This is a genomic window from Bacteroidota bacterium (assembly GCA_016711505.1).
Taxonomy (GTDB): domain Bacteria; phylum Bacteroidota; class Bacteroidia; order AKYH767-A; family 2013-40CM-41-45; genus JADKIH01.
This window is the reverse complement of the sequence record JADJSV010000006.1, coordinates 15,939-30,427: the sequence shown is the minus strand read 5'-3', so window position 1 is coordinate 30,427 and position 14,489 is coordinate 15,939. Positions and strand designations below refer to the sequence as shown.

General features: G+C 37.4%; 16 protein-coding genes and 1 pseudogene. 13 read left to right on the top strand and 4 right to left on the bottom strand.

Going from position 1 to position 14,489, the window contains the following annotated elements:
* Positions 1–76: 76 nt before the first annotated feature.
* Complete coding sequence (locus IPL24_09420) at positions 77–442, top strand: hypothetical protein (protein ID MBK8363884.1); 366 nt, start codon at positions 77–79, stop codon at positions 440–442.
* A gap of 21 nt (positions 443–463) precedes the next feature.
* On the opposite strand, the gene IPL24_09415 is transcribed toward IPL24_09420, so the two are convergent.
* Positions 464–802 carry a hypothetical protein gene (locus tag IPL24_09415; GenBank protein MBK8363883.1) on the bottom strand — a complete coding sequence of 113 codons (339 nt, stop codon included), beginning with the start codon at positions 800–802 and terminating at the stop codon, positions 464–466.
* 108 nt (positions 803–910) lie between these two features.
* Between IPL24_09415 and IPL24_09410 the strand changes: the two genes are divergently transcribed.
* The 5 genes from IPL24_09410 to IPL24_09390 all read left to right on the top strand — a co-directional run bounded on the left by IPL24_09410 (position 911) and on the right by IPL24_09390 (position 4,922).
* Positions 911–2,005, top strand: coding sequence for a VWA domain-containing protein (locus tag IPL24_09410; GenBank protein MBK8363882.1), 1,095 nt, complete (start codon positions 911–913; stop codon positions 2,003–2,005).
* 6 nt (positions 2,006–2,011) lie between these two features.
* Positions 2,012–2,743, top strand: coding sequence for a TerB family tellurite resistance protein (locus tag IPL24_09405; protein ID MBK8363881.1), 732 nt, complete (start codon positions 2,012–2,014; stop codon positions 2,741–2,743).
* 95 nt (positions 2,744–2,838) lie between these two features.
* A complete protein-coding gene (locus IPL24_09400; protein ID MBK8363880.1) occupies positions 2,839–3,063 on the top strand; it encodes a CvpA family protein in 225 nt (74 codons plus the stop codon).
* Positions 3,032–3,298 (top strand): CvpA family protein, encoded by a 267-nt coding sequence (locus IPL24_09395; protein MBK8363879.1) that lies wholly within the window; start codon positions 3,032–3,034, stop codon positions 3,296–3,298. Before IPL24_09400 ends, IPL24_09395 begins: the two co-directional genes overlap by 32 nt.
* Before the next feature lie 1,477 nt (positions 3,299–4,775).
* Positions 4,776–4,922 carry a hypothetical protein gene (locus tag IPL24_09390; GenBank protein MBK8363878.1) on the top strand — a complete coding sequence of 49 codons (147 nt, stop codon included), beginning with the start codon at positions 4,776–4,778 and terminating at the stop codon, positions 4,920–4,922.
* Positions 4,923–5,209: 287 nt separating this feature from the next.
* On the opposite strand, the pseudogene pgk reads toward IPL24_09390, so the two are convergent.
* The 3 genes and pseudogenes from pgk to IPL24_09375 form a co-directional block, all read right to left on the bottom strand.
* Positions 5,210–6,067 (bottom strand): annotated as a pseudogene (gene pgk, locus IPL24_09385) (phosphoglycerate kinase).
* Positions 6,068–6,451: 384 nt separating this feature from the next.
* Positions 6,452–7,390: a hypothetical protein gene (locus IPL24_09380; protein MBK8363877.1), complete on the bottom strand. Its 939-nt coding sequence runs from the start codon at positions 7,388–7,390 to the stop codon at positions 6,452–6,454.
* 58 nt (positions 7,391–7,448) lie between these two features.
* On the bottom strand, positions 7,449–7,673 hold the full coding sequence (locus IPL24_09375; GenBank protein MBK8363876.1) for a hypothetical protein: 225 nt from the start codon (positions 7,671–7,673) through the stop codon (positions 7,449–7,451).
* Positions 7,674–8,297: 624 nt separating this feature from the next.
* On the opposite strand from IPL24_09375, the gene IPL24_09370 reads away from it, so the two are divergent.
* The 7 genes from IPL24_09370 to IPL24_09340 all read left to right on the top strand — a co-directional run bounded on the left by IPL24_09370 (position 8,298) and on the right by IPL24_09340 (position 14,419).
* The gene (locus IPL24_09370; protein MBK8363875.1) at positions 8,298–9,356 is read left to right on the top strand and encodes a hypothetical protein; all 1,059 of its coding nucleotides are present in this window, start codon (positions 8,298–8,300) and stop codon (positions 9,354–9,356) included.
* 240 nt (positions 9,357–9,596) lie between these two features.
* Positions 9,597–11,228: a hypothetical protein gene (locus IPL24_09365; GenBank protein MBK8363874.1), complete on the top strand. Its 1,632-nt coding sequence runs from the start codon at positions 9,597–9,599 to the stop codon at positions 11,226–11,228.
* A complete protein-coding gene (locus tag IPL24_09360; GenBank protein MBK8363873.1) occupies positions 11,225–11,713 on the top strand; it encodes a gliding motility lipoprotein GldH in 489 nt (162 codons plus the stop codon). Before IPL24_09365 ends, IPL24_09360 begins: the two co-directional genes overlap by 4 nt.
* A gap of 194 nt (positions 11,714–11,907) precedes the next feature.
* Positions 11,908–12,537 carry a hypothetical protein gene (locus IPL24_09355; protein ID MBK8363872.1) on the top strand — a complete coding sequence of 210 codons (630 nt, stop codon included), beginning with the start codon at positions 11,908–11,910 and terminating at the stop codon, positions 12,535–12,537.
* 31 nt (positions 12,538–12,568) lie between these two features.
* Positions 12,569–13,093, top strand: coding sequence for a hypothetical protein (locus IPL24_09350; protein ID MBK8363871.1), 525 nt, complete (start codon positions 12,569–12,571; stop codon positions 13,091–13,093).
* Positions 13,050–13,847, top strand: a complete 798-nt coding sequence (locus IPL24_09345) for a hypothetical protein (GenBank protein ID MBK8363870.1) — start codon at positions 13,050–13,052, stop codon at positions 13,845–13,847. The genes IPL24_09350 and IPL24_09345 overlap by 44 nt, the downstream gene beginning before the upstream one ends.
* Before the next feature lie 32 nt (positions 13,848–13,879).
* Positions 13,880–14,419, top strand: coding sequence for a T9SS type A sorting domain-containing protein (locus IPL24_09340; protein ID MBK8363869.1), 540 nt, complete (start codon positions 13,880–13,882; stop codon positions 14,417–14,419).
* Positions 14,420–14,489: the final 70 nt, after the last annotated feature.

Genomic DNA, 14,489 nt, shown 5'->3' with positions numbered 1-14,489 from the left:
AAAGTATGCTTAATTTCTTCATTTTATTATATTTTTGTGTTGTTATTAGATAGACCACAATATTAACCAAAATCAGATGAATTCAGAAAAGAGAAGCGGACTTATTACCGCTCTTGTCGTGTTAGGTGTTTTTTGCGTTTTTACCTTCGGCTCATGCAAAAAAGATGGACCTACTGTTGCTGTCATCACTGTGGTTGATTCTGCAGGTCGCTCAGTACAAGGCGCTTCTGTAACTTTATGGCAAGACACTGCTGTAAATAATGTGAATGGTGTTCAATCAGACCTTCGTATCACAAAAATTTCTGATGCTGCCGGCAAAGCTGAATTTTCATTTGACCTGGAAGCGTATCTGAATGCTGAAGCAATCAGAAATACCGATACTGCTCGTGGCGTTGTCCGTTTAAAACAACATGAAACAGTTAGTATAACACTTCATTTATAGACTTTTTGTTTTTTGAAAAAGCTACTTAAGGTATTCAATAACAGCTTGTTTCAATAGTAAATCCTGCTCTTTCAGTGTGAGCGGCGGGAGCTTTTTCACAAGTTTCCAATGTGGCCACCCTTCCTGGTCAAGTCCCTCTAATTCGTAATATCCAAATTGACTCATCAGCTTGCACACTGCTATGTGCATCAAATCCTGCTTTTCATCTTTCGAATATTTCATCGGCCCTTTTCCTAACTCCTGGATTCCAATTAAAAAAAGTATGGCTTGAAGATCAGGTTCTTCGCCATATGTATTCGCCAACGTTTGGGTTAATTTTTCCCAATCCTGCTTTAAGTTTTGTAAATCAATTGCATCCATTTGCAACAAAGGTATTCAGAATTTTGCGGGATTGCTACCTTTGCGGCCCACTGAATTATTTTAGCCGTGCCACACCGCAGTTTATTACGAATTTTATACGCTTTCCTTTTGTTTTTTTCTGTTTCCGCAAACGGACAGATCAAAACCGGTCGACCGGTTGACATCGTTATTGCTATGGATCTTAGCAGTAGTTCAAATGGATTGATCGATCATTTGAGAAATCACATCTGGGATTATTGGTACACTCTTTCTAATTGTAATCCGCAGCCGAATTATAGAATTGCAGTTGTTACCTATGCACGTTTCAGCTATGGAAAACAAAATGGATATACACGGATCGTAAAAGACCTGAGCACAGACTTCGAAAAGCTGACGAGTTTGCTTTATAAAATTCCTTCGCGAATAGAAAAAGGTGATCAATACGTTGGTGCAACTCTTAATACTTGCCTTAAAAAAATTTCCTGGTCGAAAGATCCGGATGCTATTAAAATGATCTTTCTCGTTGGCAATGGTGATGTGACAACGGGCACTGTAGACATTGATGTTGTAGTTGATAAATTAGTAGCAAATAACGTTATCGTCAATACCGTTTATTGTACAGTACCGGGCGAGAAAAAAGCGGTTAAGGGCTGGGAAAGAATTGCGCTGAAAGGAAGAGGTAAAATTACAACCATGTCGATCAGAAATAAATACTTCGATCGGTTGAATGGATTTGATATGACAAAATTGCGTGCATTGAATAGAAAATTCAATGGAACATATTTGTGGTGTGGACCGGAAGGCCGCGCCAGATACAATCGAATGGTGGAAGTTGATAATAAAGCATACATCACCAATACAGAGGGTTTCCGATACAGAATGTTGTATAAAATATCTGACGACTATCAACGTACTAATAATACATGGGATATGGTCGATATGTATTCTAAAAATCCGGTCGACTTTATGAAAGTCGATAGAAAGACAATGATTGATACGTGCAGAAAAATGTCTACTGACCAATTAAAAGCATATATCATCTTCAAAAAATACGAGCGCAAAAAAATTGGTGCTATGATGGCAGAGATGATCATTAATAAAGAATTGAAAGATAAAGAAGAGGGTCAGACCGGAAATAAAACAATGTCTACCTTGGATGTCGTTACTCTGAATGTTATACGCGAAATGCTCAAAGAGGAATCGTGTGAATGTCCAAAACACTAAATTAAAATGTCAAGCTGGAATAAATGGATCTTCGGTGGCCTAGGTTGGGCAGTTGGTGGACCAATAGGTGGAATCCTTGGATTTGCTTTAGGTTCTATCACAGAAGAAAGTAGTCTTAAAATTCAAACCGGAAGTCCGAATACACCACCGGGTTTTTTAGCGAATGATTTTAGCGCAGCATTGCTTGTGCTTTGTGCTGCTGTAATGAAAGCAGATCAACGAATCCTAAAGTCTGAACTGGATTTCGTTCGGAATTTTTTTAATCGCCAATTCGGCGAAGCACATACGCAAGAGCGGATGCTGCTATTCCGCGAAATTCTTAAACAGGATATTCAGATCGGACAAGTTAGTCAGCAGATCAGACAATACGTTGATCCACCGTCACGACTTGAATTGATCCACTTATTATTCGGACTTGCTTCGAGTGATGGAGCGGTTGGACAGGAAGAATTGAATGTGATCAGTCAGATCAGTCACCTTATTGGAGTATCGCAAGCAGATTTCAACAGCATCAAAGCGATGTTCATTGTTGAAGTTGATTCATCGTACAAAATTCTTGAAGTTGAAAAAACTGCTACTAACGATGAAGTGAAGAAAGCATATCGTAGAATGGCCGTAAAGTATCACCCCGATAAAGTTCATCACCTTGGTCCCGAATATCAGAAAGATGCACAGGAGAAGTTTAAGAAGATCAATGAGGCGTATGAGAAGGTGAAGAAGGAGCGGAGGGAATTATAAAACAGTTGATTTCAGTTTGGGTGTGTGAGTTGACGTACCCTACACTCACCACAAACTGAAACTTCACACTATTCAACTAAATTTCGTCCGAATCAATGCAAACAATCGACATCGCCATACTGATACTACTAGCCTTCGGCGCAATCCGAGGCTTCATCAAAGGTTTTATCTTTGAGGTTGCAATGTTAGGCGCACTAGTGTTGTGTTATTTTCTTGGATTCAAAATGGCGGCAGCTGTTGCGGAATTTTTATTCAAAACATTTGGGGGTTCACCGGAAACATTACGATATGTTCTTATGCATTGTGTGGATCGGTGTTAGCATTGGTGCATGGTTTCTTGCTAAACTTTTCGAAGGTTTAGTTAGCATTACCGCACTTGGGCTCTTCAACAAAATTGCCGGAGCGATTTTTGGAGTTTTAAAATATGCTTTTCTTGTTGGATTGTTTCTTTACTTTTTCAATAAAGCAGATGCAAGATTCAAATGGCTGGACACAGATAAAAAGGCGGAATCGATTTTTTATTATCCGTTGCTGAAGGTGGGTTCTATAGTTTGAAGAATAAATGATTTGATATGAAACAAACTTCGAGTGCAGCGAGATCTGCAGGAAATATTTTTACGTGACGAGGATTATAAATCCACAGTGAATAAACGAGTAAAAAATCCTTCGTAGCGAAATCCTTCCCGGCGAGGTTGGTTATCCTGCAAATTGTAAAATGAGTTAGTAGTCGAAAAATATTCTTCCTTTGAATAAAATAATAATTTCTGCATGAAAACAATTTTATCGATAGTTGCATTTTTCGCCGGAGTGCTATTCTCATAATACCCAATACATTGAGAAGAAAATATTTTTTTGTAAGCACAAATGCAGGACATATAAACTGGAGCAGAGGTACCTGCCGGAACAACGCGCTTCAAGGATGGCGGCTTTTGATTGGCGGATTAACGGAATTCGAATTTCCTGATGCGATCGCAGACTCCCGAAATCAAAGAACAGAATTTTTGTGCTTAAAATTGACTCACTATACAATGTTGTTTTGATAGACACCAGCCAAATAATGGATATCATGAAAATAAGAATTACAAAGTTTACCTCTGTTTTTCAAACGTCGGATTCAGGAATAATTGCAGATAAAATTGTTCGGGGGTTGCGGCGTAGTTGATCCCGGGCGAATTATTCAAATTTGGAAATGACGGAGCATTAATTTGGAACAAACCTCTTAGATTCAAATTATTATTCAGGATTAAAAATACTAGTGGTGAAACGGAGTGAAATGATACTTTACTTTATTCGCAATCTGTATGTTTCGCTTTTGCTCATTTAATTCTTTCCACCCATTTTACTTATTCTTAATTCCAATGGAGACACACTTTCAATAAAAAGATTCCGTAGATCTTGGATCTCAGGAAAATGGTGTGATTCAGATTGCGAAAGATCATACGAATCACTTGCTGTTGTATGTTAGAAAGAGAGAGGCACGATCATTCATAAATAATTCGGATGGAAGCATAATTTCAACAACTGCGATTGGTGCGGTTGATGTATAATGAAAAATTAATCCAAAGTCCTGAACGTTTTTTATGAAAATGACTACAATTTGAAATATTTTAATTTCTAAGTGATTATAATTCAACTCTTCTTGATTCAGTCAATTTTGGGAATTTATATAGCAGCGACATATATAAGGATGGGGGGTAGCACCTTGCTTGCAGATTTTTTATGTTTTGGATCAACGCCATCTTATTTAGGACGAAGTTTAATTCAAATGGATTCTACAGGAACGATCATGTGGGATTTACGCATGACGAAAATATCTCTCAGGTGATTCAGACTTGAGAAAAAGGCGTTTGTCCTTTTGGGGAACAGCATACGATACTACGATCTTAAAATTGGGGTTTTGTTTGGGAAAAAAAATTACGAAACCCAATTTCAATAGAACTCTAAGTATTCCTGACTCATGACCGTGTAACAACGATAGCATTCCTTATTTCAGCTCCTTCAGGTATACATATAATTGGAATAACGGAGATACTTGCAAGAGATCTATGTAAGTTCTTCAGGAAATTATTTTGCTTTGATTATAGACTCAGAAGGCTTTTTCACTTATTCTGATACGGCAACTATAACAAATTCAAATACAATTGGACCAGAGTTAGGAGCCGACATCGACTTTGTTTAATTGATTCAATTTTATTGATGCCGGAAATGGTTTTGCAACTTATCAATGGAGCATAGGAAGCGAAAGAAATAAATAAGAATCAAAATACAGTAGACTTGTATACACTGCCGTCAGGAATTTACAATTGCATTTATATAGATGCGTTTTCTAAGAAAAGACAATTAATTAAATTTGTGAAAAAGTAATTCGTATTTACTGTTAATGAGGATTGAAGATCCTCAGCTCGAAGTGAAGGGTTACAAATTATCTTGTGCTTACACTTTAGTGTTAAAGTTGTACGTTACGTTTTATTTGCCAATAGCCACAACCCCTGGTAATTCTTTCCCTTCAATGTACTCAAGCAAAGCACCGCCACCCGTAGAAACATAAGACACCCCACCTGTCAAATTGAATTTCGAAATCGCAGCAGCAGAATCACCGCCGCCGATTAAAGAGAATGCCCCATTCGCAGTTGCTGCTGCAATTGCTTTTGCAACAGATTTTGTTCCATGAGAGAATTTTTCGAATTCAAAAACTCCGGCCGGACCGTTCCACAAAATTGTTTTGGATTGTGCAATGGCGTCATTGAAAAGTTTTTCTGATTTTGGACCGATGTCTAAACCCATCCAGCCATCAGGAATTTCGTTGATATTACACTCTTGAATTTGCATTTGCATCAAATTTATCTGCAATGATTGCATCAACAGGAAGAATAAGATTTACATTTTTTGCTTTCGCTTTTTCTATGATGTAATGCAAGATCGAGTTTATCTTCTTCAACCAACGATGAACCAATCGTTCCACCCATTGCTTTCACAAATGTAAATGCCATTCCACCACCGATCAATAAATTGTCAACACGATTCATCAATTGTTCGATGATGAGAATTTTGTCTGATACTTTTGCTCCGCCCATAATTGCAGTAAAAGGTTTCTCTGAATTCAGAAGTACTTTATCTGCATTTGCAATTTCATTTGCCATTACATAACCGAAAAAGACATCAATATAACCGAGCCGCCATCAGATAAGATCTTTTAATCGTTGGAATGGAAGCACGGATCCTTGTGTTGTCAGTGATATTGTATTCTTTATCGAGAGGTACATTGAAGTCTACACGGATCAGAGCTTTTTCGTTTTTGAAATTGTGGTGGTCGATGGTTTTCATGGGACAAAAGTAAACAAAATAGGACCTGGATTTAGCTGATTTTTGGATTTCCTGGTTGCCTTATTTCAGAGATACAATTAAATTTAAAATAAGAGCGTTCATGCTTTAGATAACTTTTATGAATTGAATAATCAGTCTGATGACTTTTCAGCTATCAACCAAGAAATCCCTAAATCAGTTAATTCCTGAAAATCCAATAATCAGATAAATCCTGGTCAAAAATCCAGATGTTATTGAATGCCGCACAATCCGGTCACGGACTAAACGGTCTCTTGCAAAACTGAAATTTGAAACCAAAGAAGAAATCGAATGCCTGAGTATCAGAAAGTCCGATGAACTGAAGTAACCGGTCACTTCCGATCACAAACCATTTGTATCTGATTCCTAATCCAAGCGACGGTTGATCCCATTCAAATAAAGTGTAATTAAGATTCGCTTCGAATTTTCTTTTTCATAACGAACGGCAAGATTCATTTGATCGCCTCTTGCAATCTGGTTTTCCGTAAAGTGAATTCGTTTTACCAGTGAAAGATTTCCATAAATTTTCGGAGTGAAAGAATAATCGAATTGTGTACTCACAGCAAGTGGCATCCACATGTAAAACCCTTCTTCGCGAATTGAACCACCGATATTTGACACTACCGTTGTCCCGACATTTTCCAGACCAATACTTGCTGAATCTATGCCTGTCCACACTTGATTTGCACCTGTTGCAATTTCTATAATTTCTGATTTACGGAAATAGCGAATCGTTCCCAGATCAATAAGAGAAACACCGACTCTGTAATCATATTTTTTGATGTTATCATTGCTGCGGTTACATTCAAATCCACCTTGCTTTCTTTTATGCATATAAGTTGCTCCAAGTGTTGTGCTCAGTCCGGCGCCTCGAAGTGCGATAAATGAATCATCGATAGCCTTTCCGATCTTTGCATTTACATTGTGAAAGACAACATTGCTGGAATCCAGAACAGTATAATCTAAATTCTGAATGTCGCCATACAAACCATTGAATCCTATCAGTAAATTTCCTGTTGCAGCCCACTTTATATAGTGCTTTTCAGTTTCACTATACACTCGCCCATAAGTTCCACCAAGTTCAAGCCAGCTCGCACTTGCAAAACTCATTGGTGTAGAATTAAATCTGACACCGAAAATTTCCGGCGCATGAAATCCTGAATAAAATGTATATGCTAAATGTGCAGGAACATCCAGCACACTCAATTCACTTCTGAATGCAGAATGTAATCCCCACGCCCAGTCACCATTATTCTTGATGTAACTTGGTCCAATAATAAGAGTATGACCAAACCCTTTTTGCAAAGCGGTTGAATTTCTGAATAAATAATTTTCCCCGGCTCGTTATTTCCGAAAATTGTATTCAGAACGATATTTTTGTCTTTTGGAAAATAGATGTAACTATTCTCAGCAAAAAATCTCCGGCAATTAAATTGATCTCATATTTATATGGCGCCCCGACAATTTCAGAAGGATTGAGAAAGATTCCCATATTACCACTATAGTTGCTATTACTGATTCCCCACATCTCCTGTCCATAACTGAATTGCGAGATAAAAATTAAGAGCGAAAGAATTATTTTTTTCATTGTGGTAAAGATACCTGTTTTTTTTAGTGAGTTGTGAGTTGTTCAGACTATTAGTTAACTCTGAATAGTTGATGTTTTGTTTCAAAAAAGAACCTGCATTTACGCGGTTATATTTCTCAATTATTATTTTGTCATTTGTTTATTTATTAGTGCTGTCCGCCGCAGGTGGATAGTCTGGCAAGCGGGGAAAATTGGGGGAAACCCTTGCCAGGCGTAAGCAATTTTTAATATAATCATCATACAATACTTACTTACATTCATTCATGAAGGGCCGCTTTGATCGCGCGCCCCCGGGGTTAAATATGTATACCTGTCAGCTTCTGCTACTCAGTTTTTAATGAATTCAAAATTCGTTCACTTGCACAATAAAGATAAATTCATCTCCCCTACAACATTGAAGCATCATTTTCAATTTTTCTTTTTTCAATATTATTAACTCTGAGGATCCAAGAGACTATCAAACTTCTTGAATTACCTGCTACTACCTGCCATTTAAGTCAATAAATATTCCTACAAATACTATAACGGTTAAAACAAAAACTATTTTTACACAGTGAAATTTGAGGAAGTAATCGGACATACTGATGTGAAAAAAGGCTTATTCACTCTGCTCAGGAGAATAGAGTGAGTCATGCTTTGCTGTTTCTGGGACCTGAAGGTGCCGGTGGTCTTCCCCTTGCCAATGCGTTTGCGCAGTATCTGGTGTGTGAAAATCCGGGCCTTGATGATTCATGCGGAAGTTGTTCGGCTTGTAAGAAAATGGAGAAGTATGTTCATCCGGATGTTTCATATACTTTTCCTGTTGCTTCGAAAGAAAAAATTAAAGAACCGAAAAGTGTTGACTTCATTGAACAATTTCGCAAAGCAATAATCGACCAGCCTTATCTCAGTTACATGAACTGGATGGAGAATGCAGATCTGGATAACAAGCAAGGAATTATTTCTGTTCATGAAAGTGCAGATATCATGCGCCGACTAAATCTCAAAGCAGTCGAAGCTCCTTACAAAATTGTTATCATCTGGTTACCTGAGAAAATGAATGATCCTGCAGGAAATAAATTATTGAAGATCCTGGAAGAACCACCTGAGCGTACACTTTTCTTTTTGGTTTCAGAAAATTATGAAGGTCTGCTAACAACTATTATTTCCCGGACTCAGCTTGTCAAAATTAATCGCATCAGTGAAGAAGATATGCTTGCTGAATTGATCAACAAGCACGGCATCGACAAAGCTACTGCCCGGCATTTGCATCATAAATCAAATGGAAGTTTTTCTGAAGCGCTGCAATTGATTGATCGTGCTGAAGAACGTGCAAATTTTGAGAAAGATTTTATAAGCTGGATGCGTGGATGCTATCAGTTAAATCTCAAAGTCATCAATGAACTTACATTAAAATTAAACGATCTTTCCCGGGATGAACAAAAGGAATTTTTAACTGACAGTCTTGATAATATCCGTGAGTGCCTGCTCATTAATTATGGTAACCGTTCATTACTTCGTCTTGATGGAGAAGAGTTAACTGCAATTGCCCGACTTGCTCCTTTTATTCATATCAATAATGCAGAAGAGTTGATCGAAGAATTCAACAAAGCCATTTTTCATATTGATCGCAATGCAAATTTTAAGATTTTATTTTCTGATCTGTCGTTTATAGTGCATAGGTTGATTAGAGTAGAGCGTTGAATTAAAGATGGCAAGGTTCTGTCATTTCCACACCTCAATCTCAATTCCACATTTAGTAAAGTCAGTTTGAGTTTGAAGTGCGGAGTGTGTGGAAGCAATTGTCTCTTATACTACTCTTATACTAATTTACACATATTGGCTCTTATTAACCGCTGACTTTCAACTAAATACCACCATTACTTATATTACTTCCCTAATTCCCCAAAATTGCTAATTTTGCATGTTATTGACAAAAATCATATGGCTTGTAAATCGTGTAGTACGGGAAAAGATGGGGCTCCAAGCGGGTGTCGGAGTAATGGCACTTGTGGAACCGGCGGCTGCAACAAGCTAAACGTTTACAATTGGCTTTCAGATATGGTTCTGCCTTCGGGACAGTCGCCATTTCCAATTGTTGAAGTTCGTTTTAAAGGTAGTCGCAAAGAATTTTTTACAAATAAAGATAACGTTGAATTAAGAGTAGGTGATCTTGTTGCTGTTGAAGCAACTCCCGGTCACGACGTTGGTGTTGTTTCGATGACAGGCGAATTAGTACGTTTTCAATTGCGCAAAAAAGGTGTGACAGAAGATTCAGATACTATCAAAGCTCTTTATCGAAAAGTCAAACAATCAGAATTAGAAAAGTATAACGAAGTTAAAGATAAAGAAACTGCTACGCTTTCCCGTTCACGTGAGATCATCCAGTCACTGAAACTTTCAATGAAGTTAAGTGATATAGAATTTCAAGGTGATGGAAAAACAGCAACTTTCTTTTATACTGCTGATGACCGCGTAGATTTTCGTGAGCTGATAAAAAAACTTGCTGAAGAATTCCGGATTCGTGTTGAAATGCGTCAGATCGGAATGCGTCAGGAAGCAGGTCGTTTAGGTGGTATTGGTGTTTGTGGAAGAGAACTCTGTTGTTCTACATGGCTGACAGATTTCAAAACTGTTTCAACAAGTACTGCACGCTATCAGAATCTGGCACTTAATCCTGCGAAACTTGCAGGGCAGTGTACCAAACTTAAATGTTGCCTTAACTATGAATTGGATTCTTACGTTGATGCTCTAAAAGATTTTCCATCGACCAATATAATTCTGGAAACAGAAAATGGAAGAGCTTTCCATCGCAAGACAGATATTTTCAAACGATTGATGTGGTATGCATATACAATCGATGAGAAAAAAGAACAACGCGAATTAAGTGAAGGTGGAGTTGGTGGAAACTGGGTCATGCTTTCTGTCGATAGAGTTAATGAAGTTATCAATCTGAATAAAGAAAAAATTAAACCTACTGATCTGGCTCTTCCGGTTGAAGTAGAAATTGATATCGCTCCTGATTACGAAAATGTTGTTGGACAAGATCGTATTGACCGGATGGATAAACTGAAGAAGAAAAAGAAGAAGAAGAAAAAAGTTGGTGGTGAAATGAATGCCGGACAAGCAGGAGGTCAACCAAATGCACAACGTCCGCAAGGTAGTGCACCGGGTAAGCCCCAGGGAGGACAGCCAAATCAAGGCAATCCGAATCAGAAGCAAAATCCAAATCAAAACCGGCCGCAGAATCAACCTCGTCCTCAGCAGAATCAGCAAAGCCTAACGCTCCGCAGCAAAATCAGCCGAAGCCGAATGCTCCGCAACAGAATCAGCCGCGTCCGCAAAATCAAGGTCAGCGTCCGAATAATCCAAACCAGAATAAGCCTCAGCAGAATAATCCGAATCCTAATCAGGCACAGCGGCCAAATAATCCACAGCAGAATCAACCTAAGCCACAGAGTCCGCAACAAAATGCTGCTCCAACTTCTCAACCATCTGCTGATCCGCAACCGAACAGAGCAAATAGAGTTCCTCGTCAACCACGACCGGATAAACCGGCAGATCAATAAGGGATGAATCTCAAACTTCCATTCAAAAAGTATTTTTCAAATTTATTCATGCTCGTTGCATTGCTTTCGCTTTCATCGTGCGACCGCAATGTTGTTTTTGAAGACAATGTTAAACTTCCCGAAAATCGTTGGGAACAAAATAATGCTGTTCAATTTACTGTAGACATTCAGGATACAATTTCATCGCATAATCTTTACATCAATCTGAGAAATGCCGGCGGATATCAATTCAGTAATATATTTTTATTTTTCACCACCACATCGCCATCAGGAAAAATGGAACGCGATACTTTAGAACTTACTCTTGCTGATGCAAGTGGTAAATGGCTGGGCGATGGTATGGGTGATATCTGGGACAATCGTCAGCTTTTTAAAAGAGGTTTTCGTTTTCCTGAATCCGGAAAATATATTTTTCAGCTAGAACAAGCAATGCGAATTGATCCGCTGCCACAGATTATGGATGCAGGGATTCGGATTGAGAAAGCGAATTAGATTTAATTTAAATGTTTAATTTTTTTATTTACTAATAATACTGACCGATTTCCACATTCGATTAAAGGCAAATATGCAAAAATTTAATTATTTGTGCTAAATAAAATGATTTGCTAAATCAAAATATTTGTATATTTAGCTTTGCATTGAATTAAATATTTATCAAAATTAAATAATTAAAACCAATTAAAACCATGAAAAATTTAATCATCTATTTAATACTTACAATCTTTTTTCAAAGCTCTTATGCTCAAAATAGCTTTGAAAATAAAAAAATTTTAGATTCAAATGATGAATTGAAAATTGAAAATGATGCTAAAAAAATGGTTGAATATTTTCGAAGACTTCATTATCCCTATGAAAATATGACGGCAGATCAGGTGCAATCCGTTAAAGAAGAAGTTAACCGAATTGCAAACGAAAGTATTTTTAGAAGAATAGACGGAAACGACTTTTTATCAGCAACCAGTGATTGGCAATTTGTTGGACCTTATGGTATGAGATCACCCGGTTCACCTTATACTATTTATTCAGGAAGAGTGCTTGCAATTGAAACATCATCGGGCGAAATGAGAGTTTTGTCCGCAAGTGGAAATTTATGGCACTACCTTAATTTAGGTTTGTTTTTAATCCCAGTGTCAATAAGTGATCATTTAAACACACCTTGGGCTAACACCTTCGTAACTTCTCCAACAGATCCTGCAACTATATTTATAGGAACAGGAGAACCTAGAATTCATGCAGGAACAGGATTATGGAAAACGACGGACTTAGGTGATAGTTGGACGAATATACCTATGAGCCCAACTCCCTCTGCTTTATAAAATATTTTATGATCCATTGAATTCTTCAATTATGCATACTGCAACCGATGATGGCTATTTTAAATCAGTTAATGGTGGAAATTCTTGGACAAGATATTTAACTGGTCGAACGACAGATTTGGTAATTGACCCATTAAATCCACAAAACTTATATACAGTTATTTGGGGTGACCAGATTTATAAATCAACTAATGGGGGAATTAACTGGACTCCACTGGCTGGAGGAGCACCAACGACAGATGTTGGAAGAACAGCATTAGCCTTGTGTGCTGCTGATCCTAATATTATTTATGCATGTGTCACATCTGATACAGGTAATTTTACAAAACATATTTATAAAACAATCAATGCAGGTGTAACTTGGGACACTTGCCATATTGGATTAAATATTTATGGACAGCAAACAACAGATTTTCATTGGGGTCAAGGTTGGTACGGAAATACAATGACAGTTAGCCCTACAGACTGCAATCTAGCGTTTGCAGGAGGAGGGTCAATTTGGAGAACAACTAATGGTTATAATTTCGAGGAGCCTGCAGCAAAACCAACATGTTGATCAACATACATTTTTATGGGATGCTACAGGAAACATACTATACAATGGATCAGATGGAGGAATTTATTACACGGATGACTTGGGGAGTTCATGGAAATACAATGCTTATAATTTATTACCCATTACACAGTTCTATAATTTTGATAGTGGAGAAACTGACCCACGAAGCATAATAGCAGGCTCACAAGATAATATGGTAGATATAATCAATTCAGGACAGGCATATTGGTCATGTAAAATAGGCGGTGATGGATTTGGAGTAGCCATAGATCCCAATAACGAGGCTAATCAATATGCAATTATGAATCAAACAAGACATGCATCATTTGATAATGGCATAACATGGAATGGTATCAATGGGTCAGTTGGTGACGGATTAATTATCAGAACTGATCATAGTAATCCAACCAAATTATATACCACCACCTTTAATTTGATTTATGAAAGTACAAACCAAGGAGGTACTTGGAATACTATAACACCAATCGGTGGCCTACCCGGTAATGTTTATGATATTGCTTTTAGCACAGGTACTTCTCCAAGCATCTATGCACCCCTGTATTCAGGTTTCTTATCACACTTATGGGTGCGTGATGCAATAACAAACACTTGGGTGCAGCGTGACGCGGGTTTACCAACCAACAGTCCTATAGAAAAAGTCATTCCTGATAAAACACAACCTTATGTTGCTTATGCTATTGTTGGTGGATATAATGCAGGAAATAAATTTTTAAAACAACTGATCGGGGGATAACTTGGATAAATATATCAGGGAATATGCCAGACGTGCCTATTGCTGATCTAGTTATTTATCCATATAACTCAAGTTTAATTTATGCAGCTACTGAAGAAGGCGGGTTTAAAACAATCGATGGAGGTGTGAATTGGGTTCGATGGAATAATGGACTACCAGAAAGTGTTTTTATGACTGAAATGAAAGGCATAGATAGTGTGGCAACAAATGGTAAATATTATGTAAGATGTTCAACATTTGGAAGAGGAATTTGGCAAAGAGAAATTTCAGGTGATGATATAACTGGAATACAATCCAATTCTTATCAAATTATGAACTTGTCAATTCCTTTTTATAATCTGCAGGAAGAAACAATTACTTTTGACTATTTTGTTCCCGAATTAAGTAATGTTAAAATTTCTATTTTTGATATGTTTGGAAGGGAAATCGAAACGATTGCAAATAATTTAATGCAGCATGGTGATTATCATGTTAAAGAACAAATTAACAATTTATCATCCGGAATCTATTTTTGCAGAATGATTCTAAATAATAATTTTAGTAAAGTCCAGAAATTCGTAGTAACTAAATAGTTTAGATTTTTTTATAAATCACTTTGGAAATTAGATAGGAGATTTAATTTGAAATTAGCAGCAGGGGCAA

Bases quoted from the DNA above. Each gene is read 5' to 3' on its own strand.
- IPL24_09420 (MBK8363884.1), top strand. From the start codon at position 77: ATGAATTCAGAAAAGAGAAGCGGACTTATTACCGCTCTTGTCGTGTTA.
- IPL24_09415 (MBK8363883.1), bottom strand. From the start codon at position 802: ATGGATGCAATTGATTTACAAAACTTAAAGCAGGATTGGGAAAAATTA.
- IPL24_09405 (MBK8363881.1), top strand. From the start codon at position 2,012: ATGTCAAGCTGGAATAAATGGATCTTCGGTGGCCTAGGTTGGGCAGTT.
- IPL24_09400 (MBK8363880.1), top strand. From the start codon at position 2,839: ATGCAAACAATCGACATCGCCATACTGATACTACTAGCCTTCGGCGCA.
- IPL24_09395 (MBK8363879.1), top strand. From the start codon at position 3,032: ATGTTCTTATGCATTGTGTGGATCGGTGTTAGCATTGGTGCATGGTTT.
- IPL24_09375 (MBK8363876.1), bottom strand. From the start codon at position 7,673: ATGAAAAAAATAATTCTTTCGCTCTTAATTTTTATCTCGCAATTCAGT.
- IPL24_09365 (MBK8363874.1), top strand. From the start codon at position 9,597: ATGGCTTGTAAATCGTGTAGTACGGGAAAAGATGGGGCTCCAAGCGGG.
- IPL24_09360 (MBK8363873.1), top strand. From the start codon at position 11,225: ATGAATCTCAAACTTCCATTCAAAAAGTATTTTTCAAATTTATTCATG.
- IPL24_09355 (MBK8363872.1), top strand. From the start codon at position 11,908: ATGAAAAATTTAATCATCTATTTAATACTTACAATCTTTTTTCAAAGC.
- IPL24_09350 (MBK8363871.1), top strand. From the start codon at position 12,569: ATGCATACTGCAACCGATGATGGCTATTTTAAATCAGTTAATGGTGGA.
- IPL24_09345 (MBK8363870.1), top strand. From the start codon at position 13,050: ATGGTTATAATTTCGAGGAGCCTGCAGCAAAACCAACATGTTGATCAA.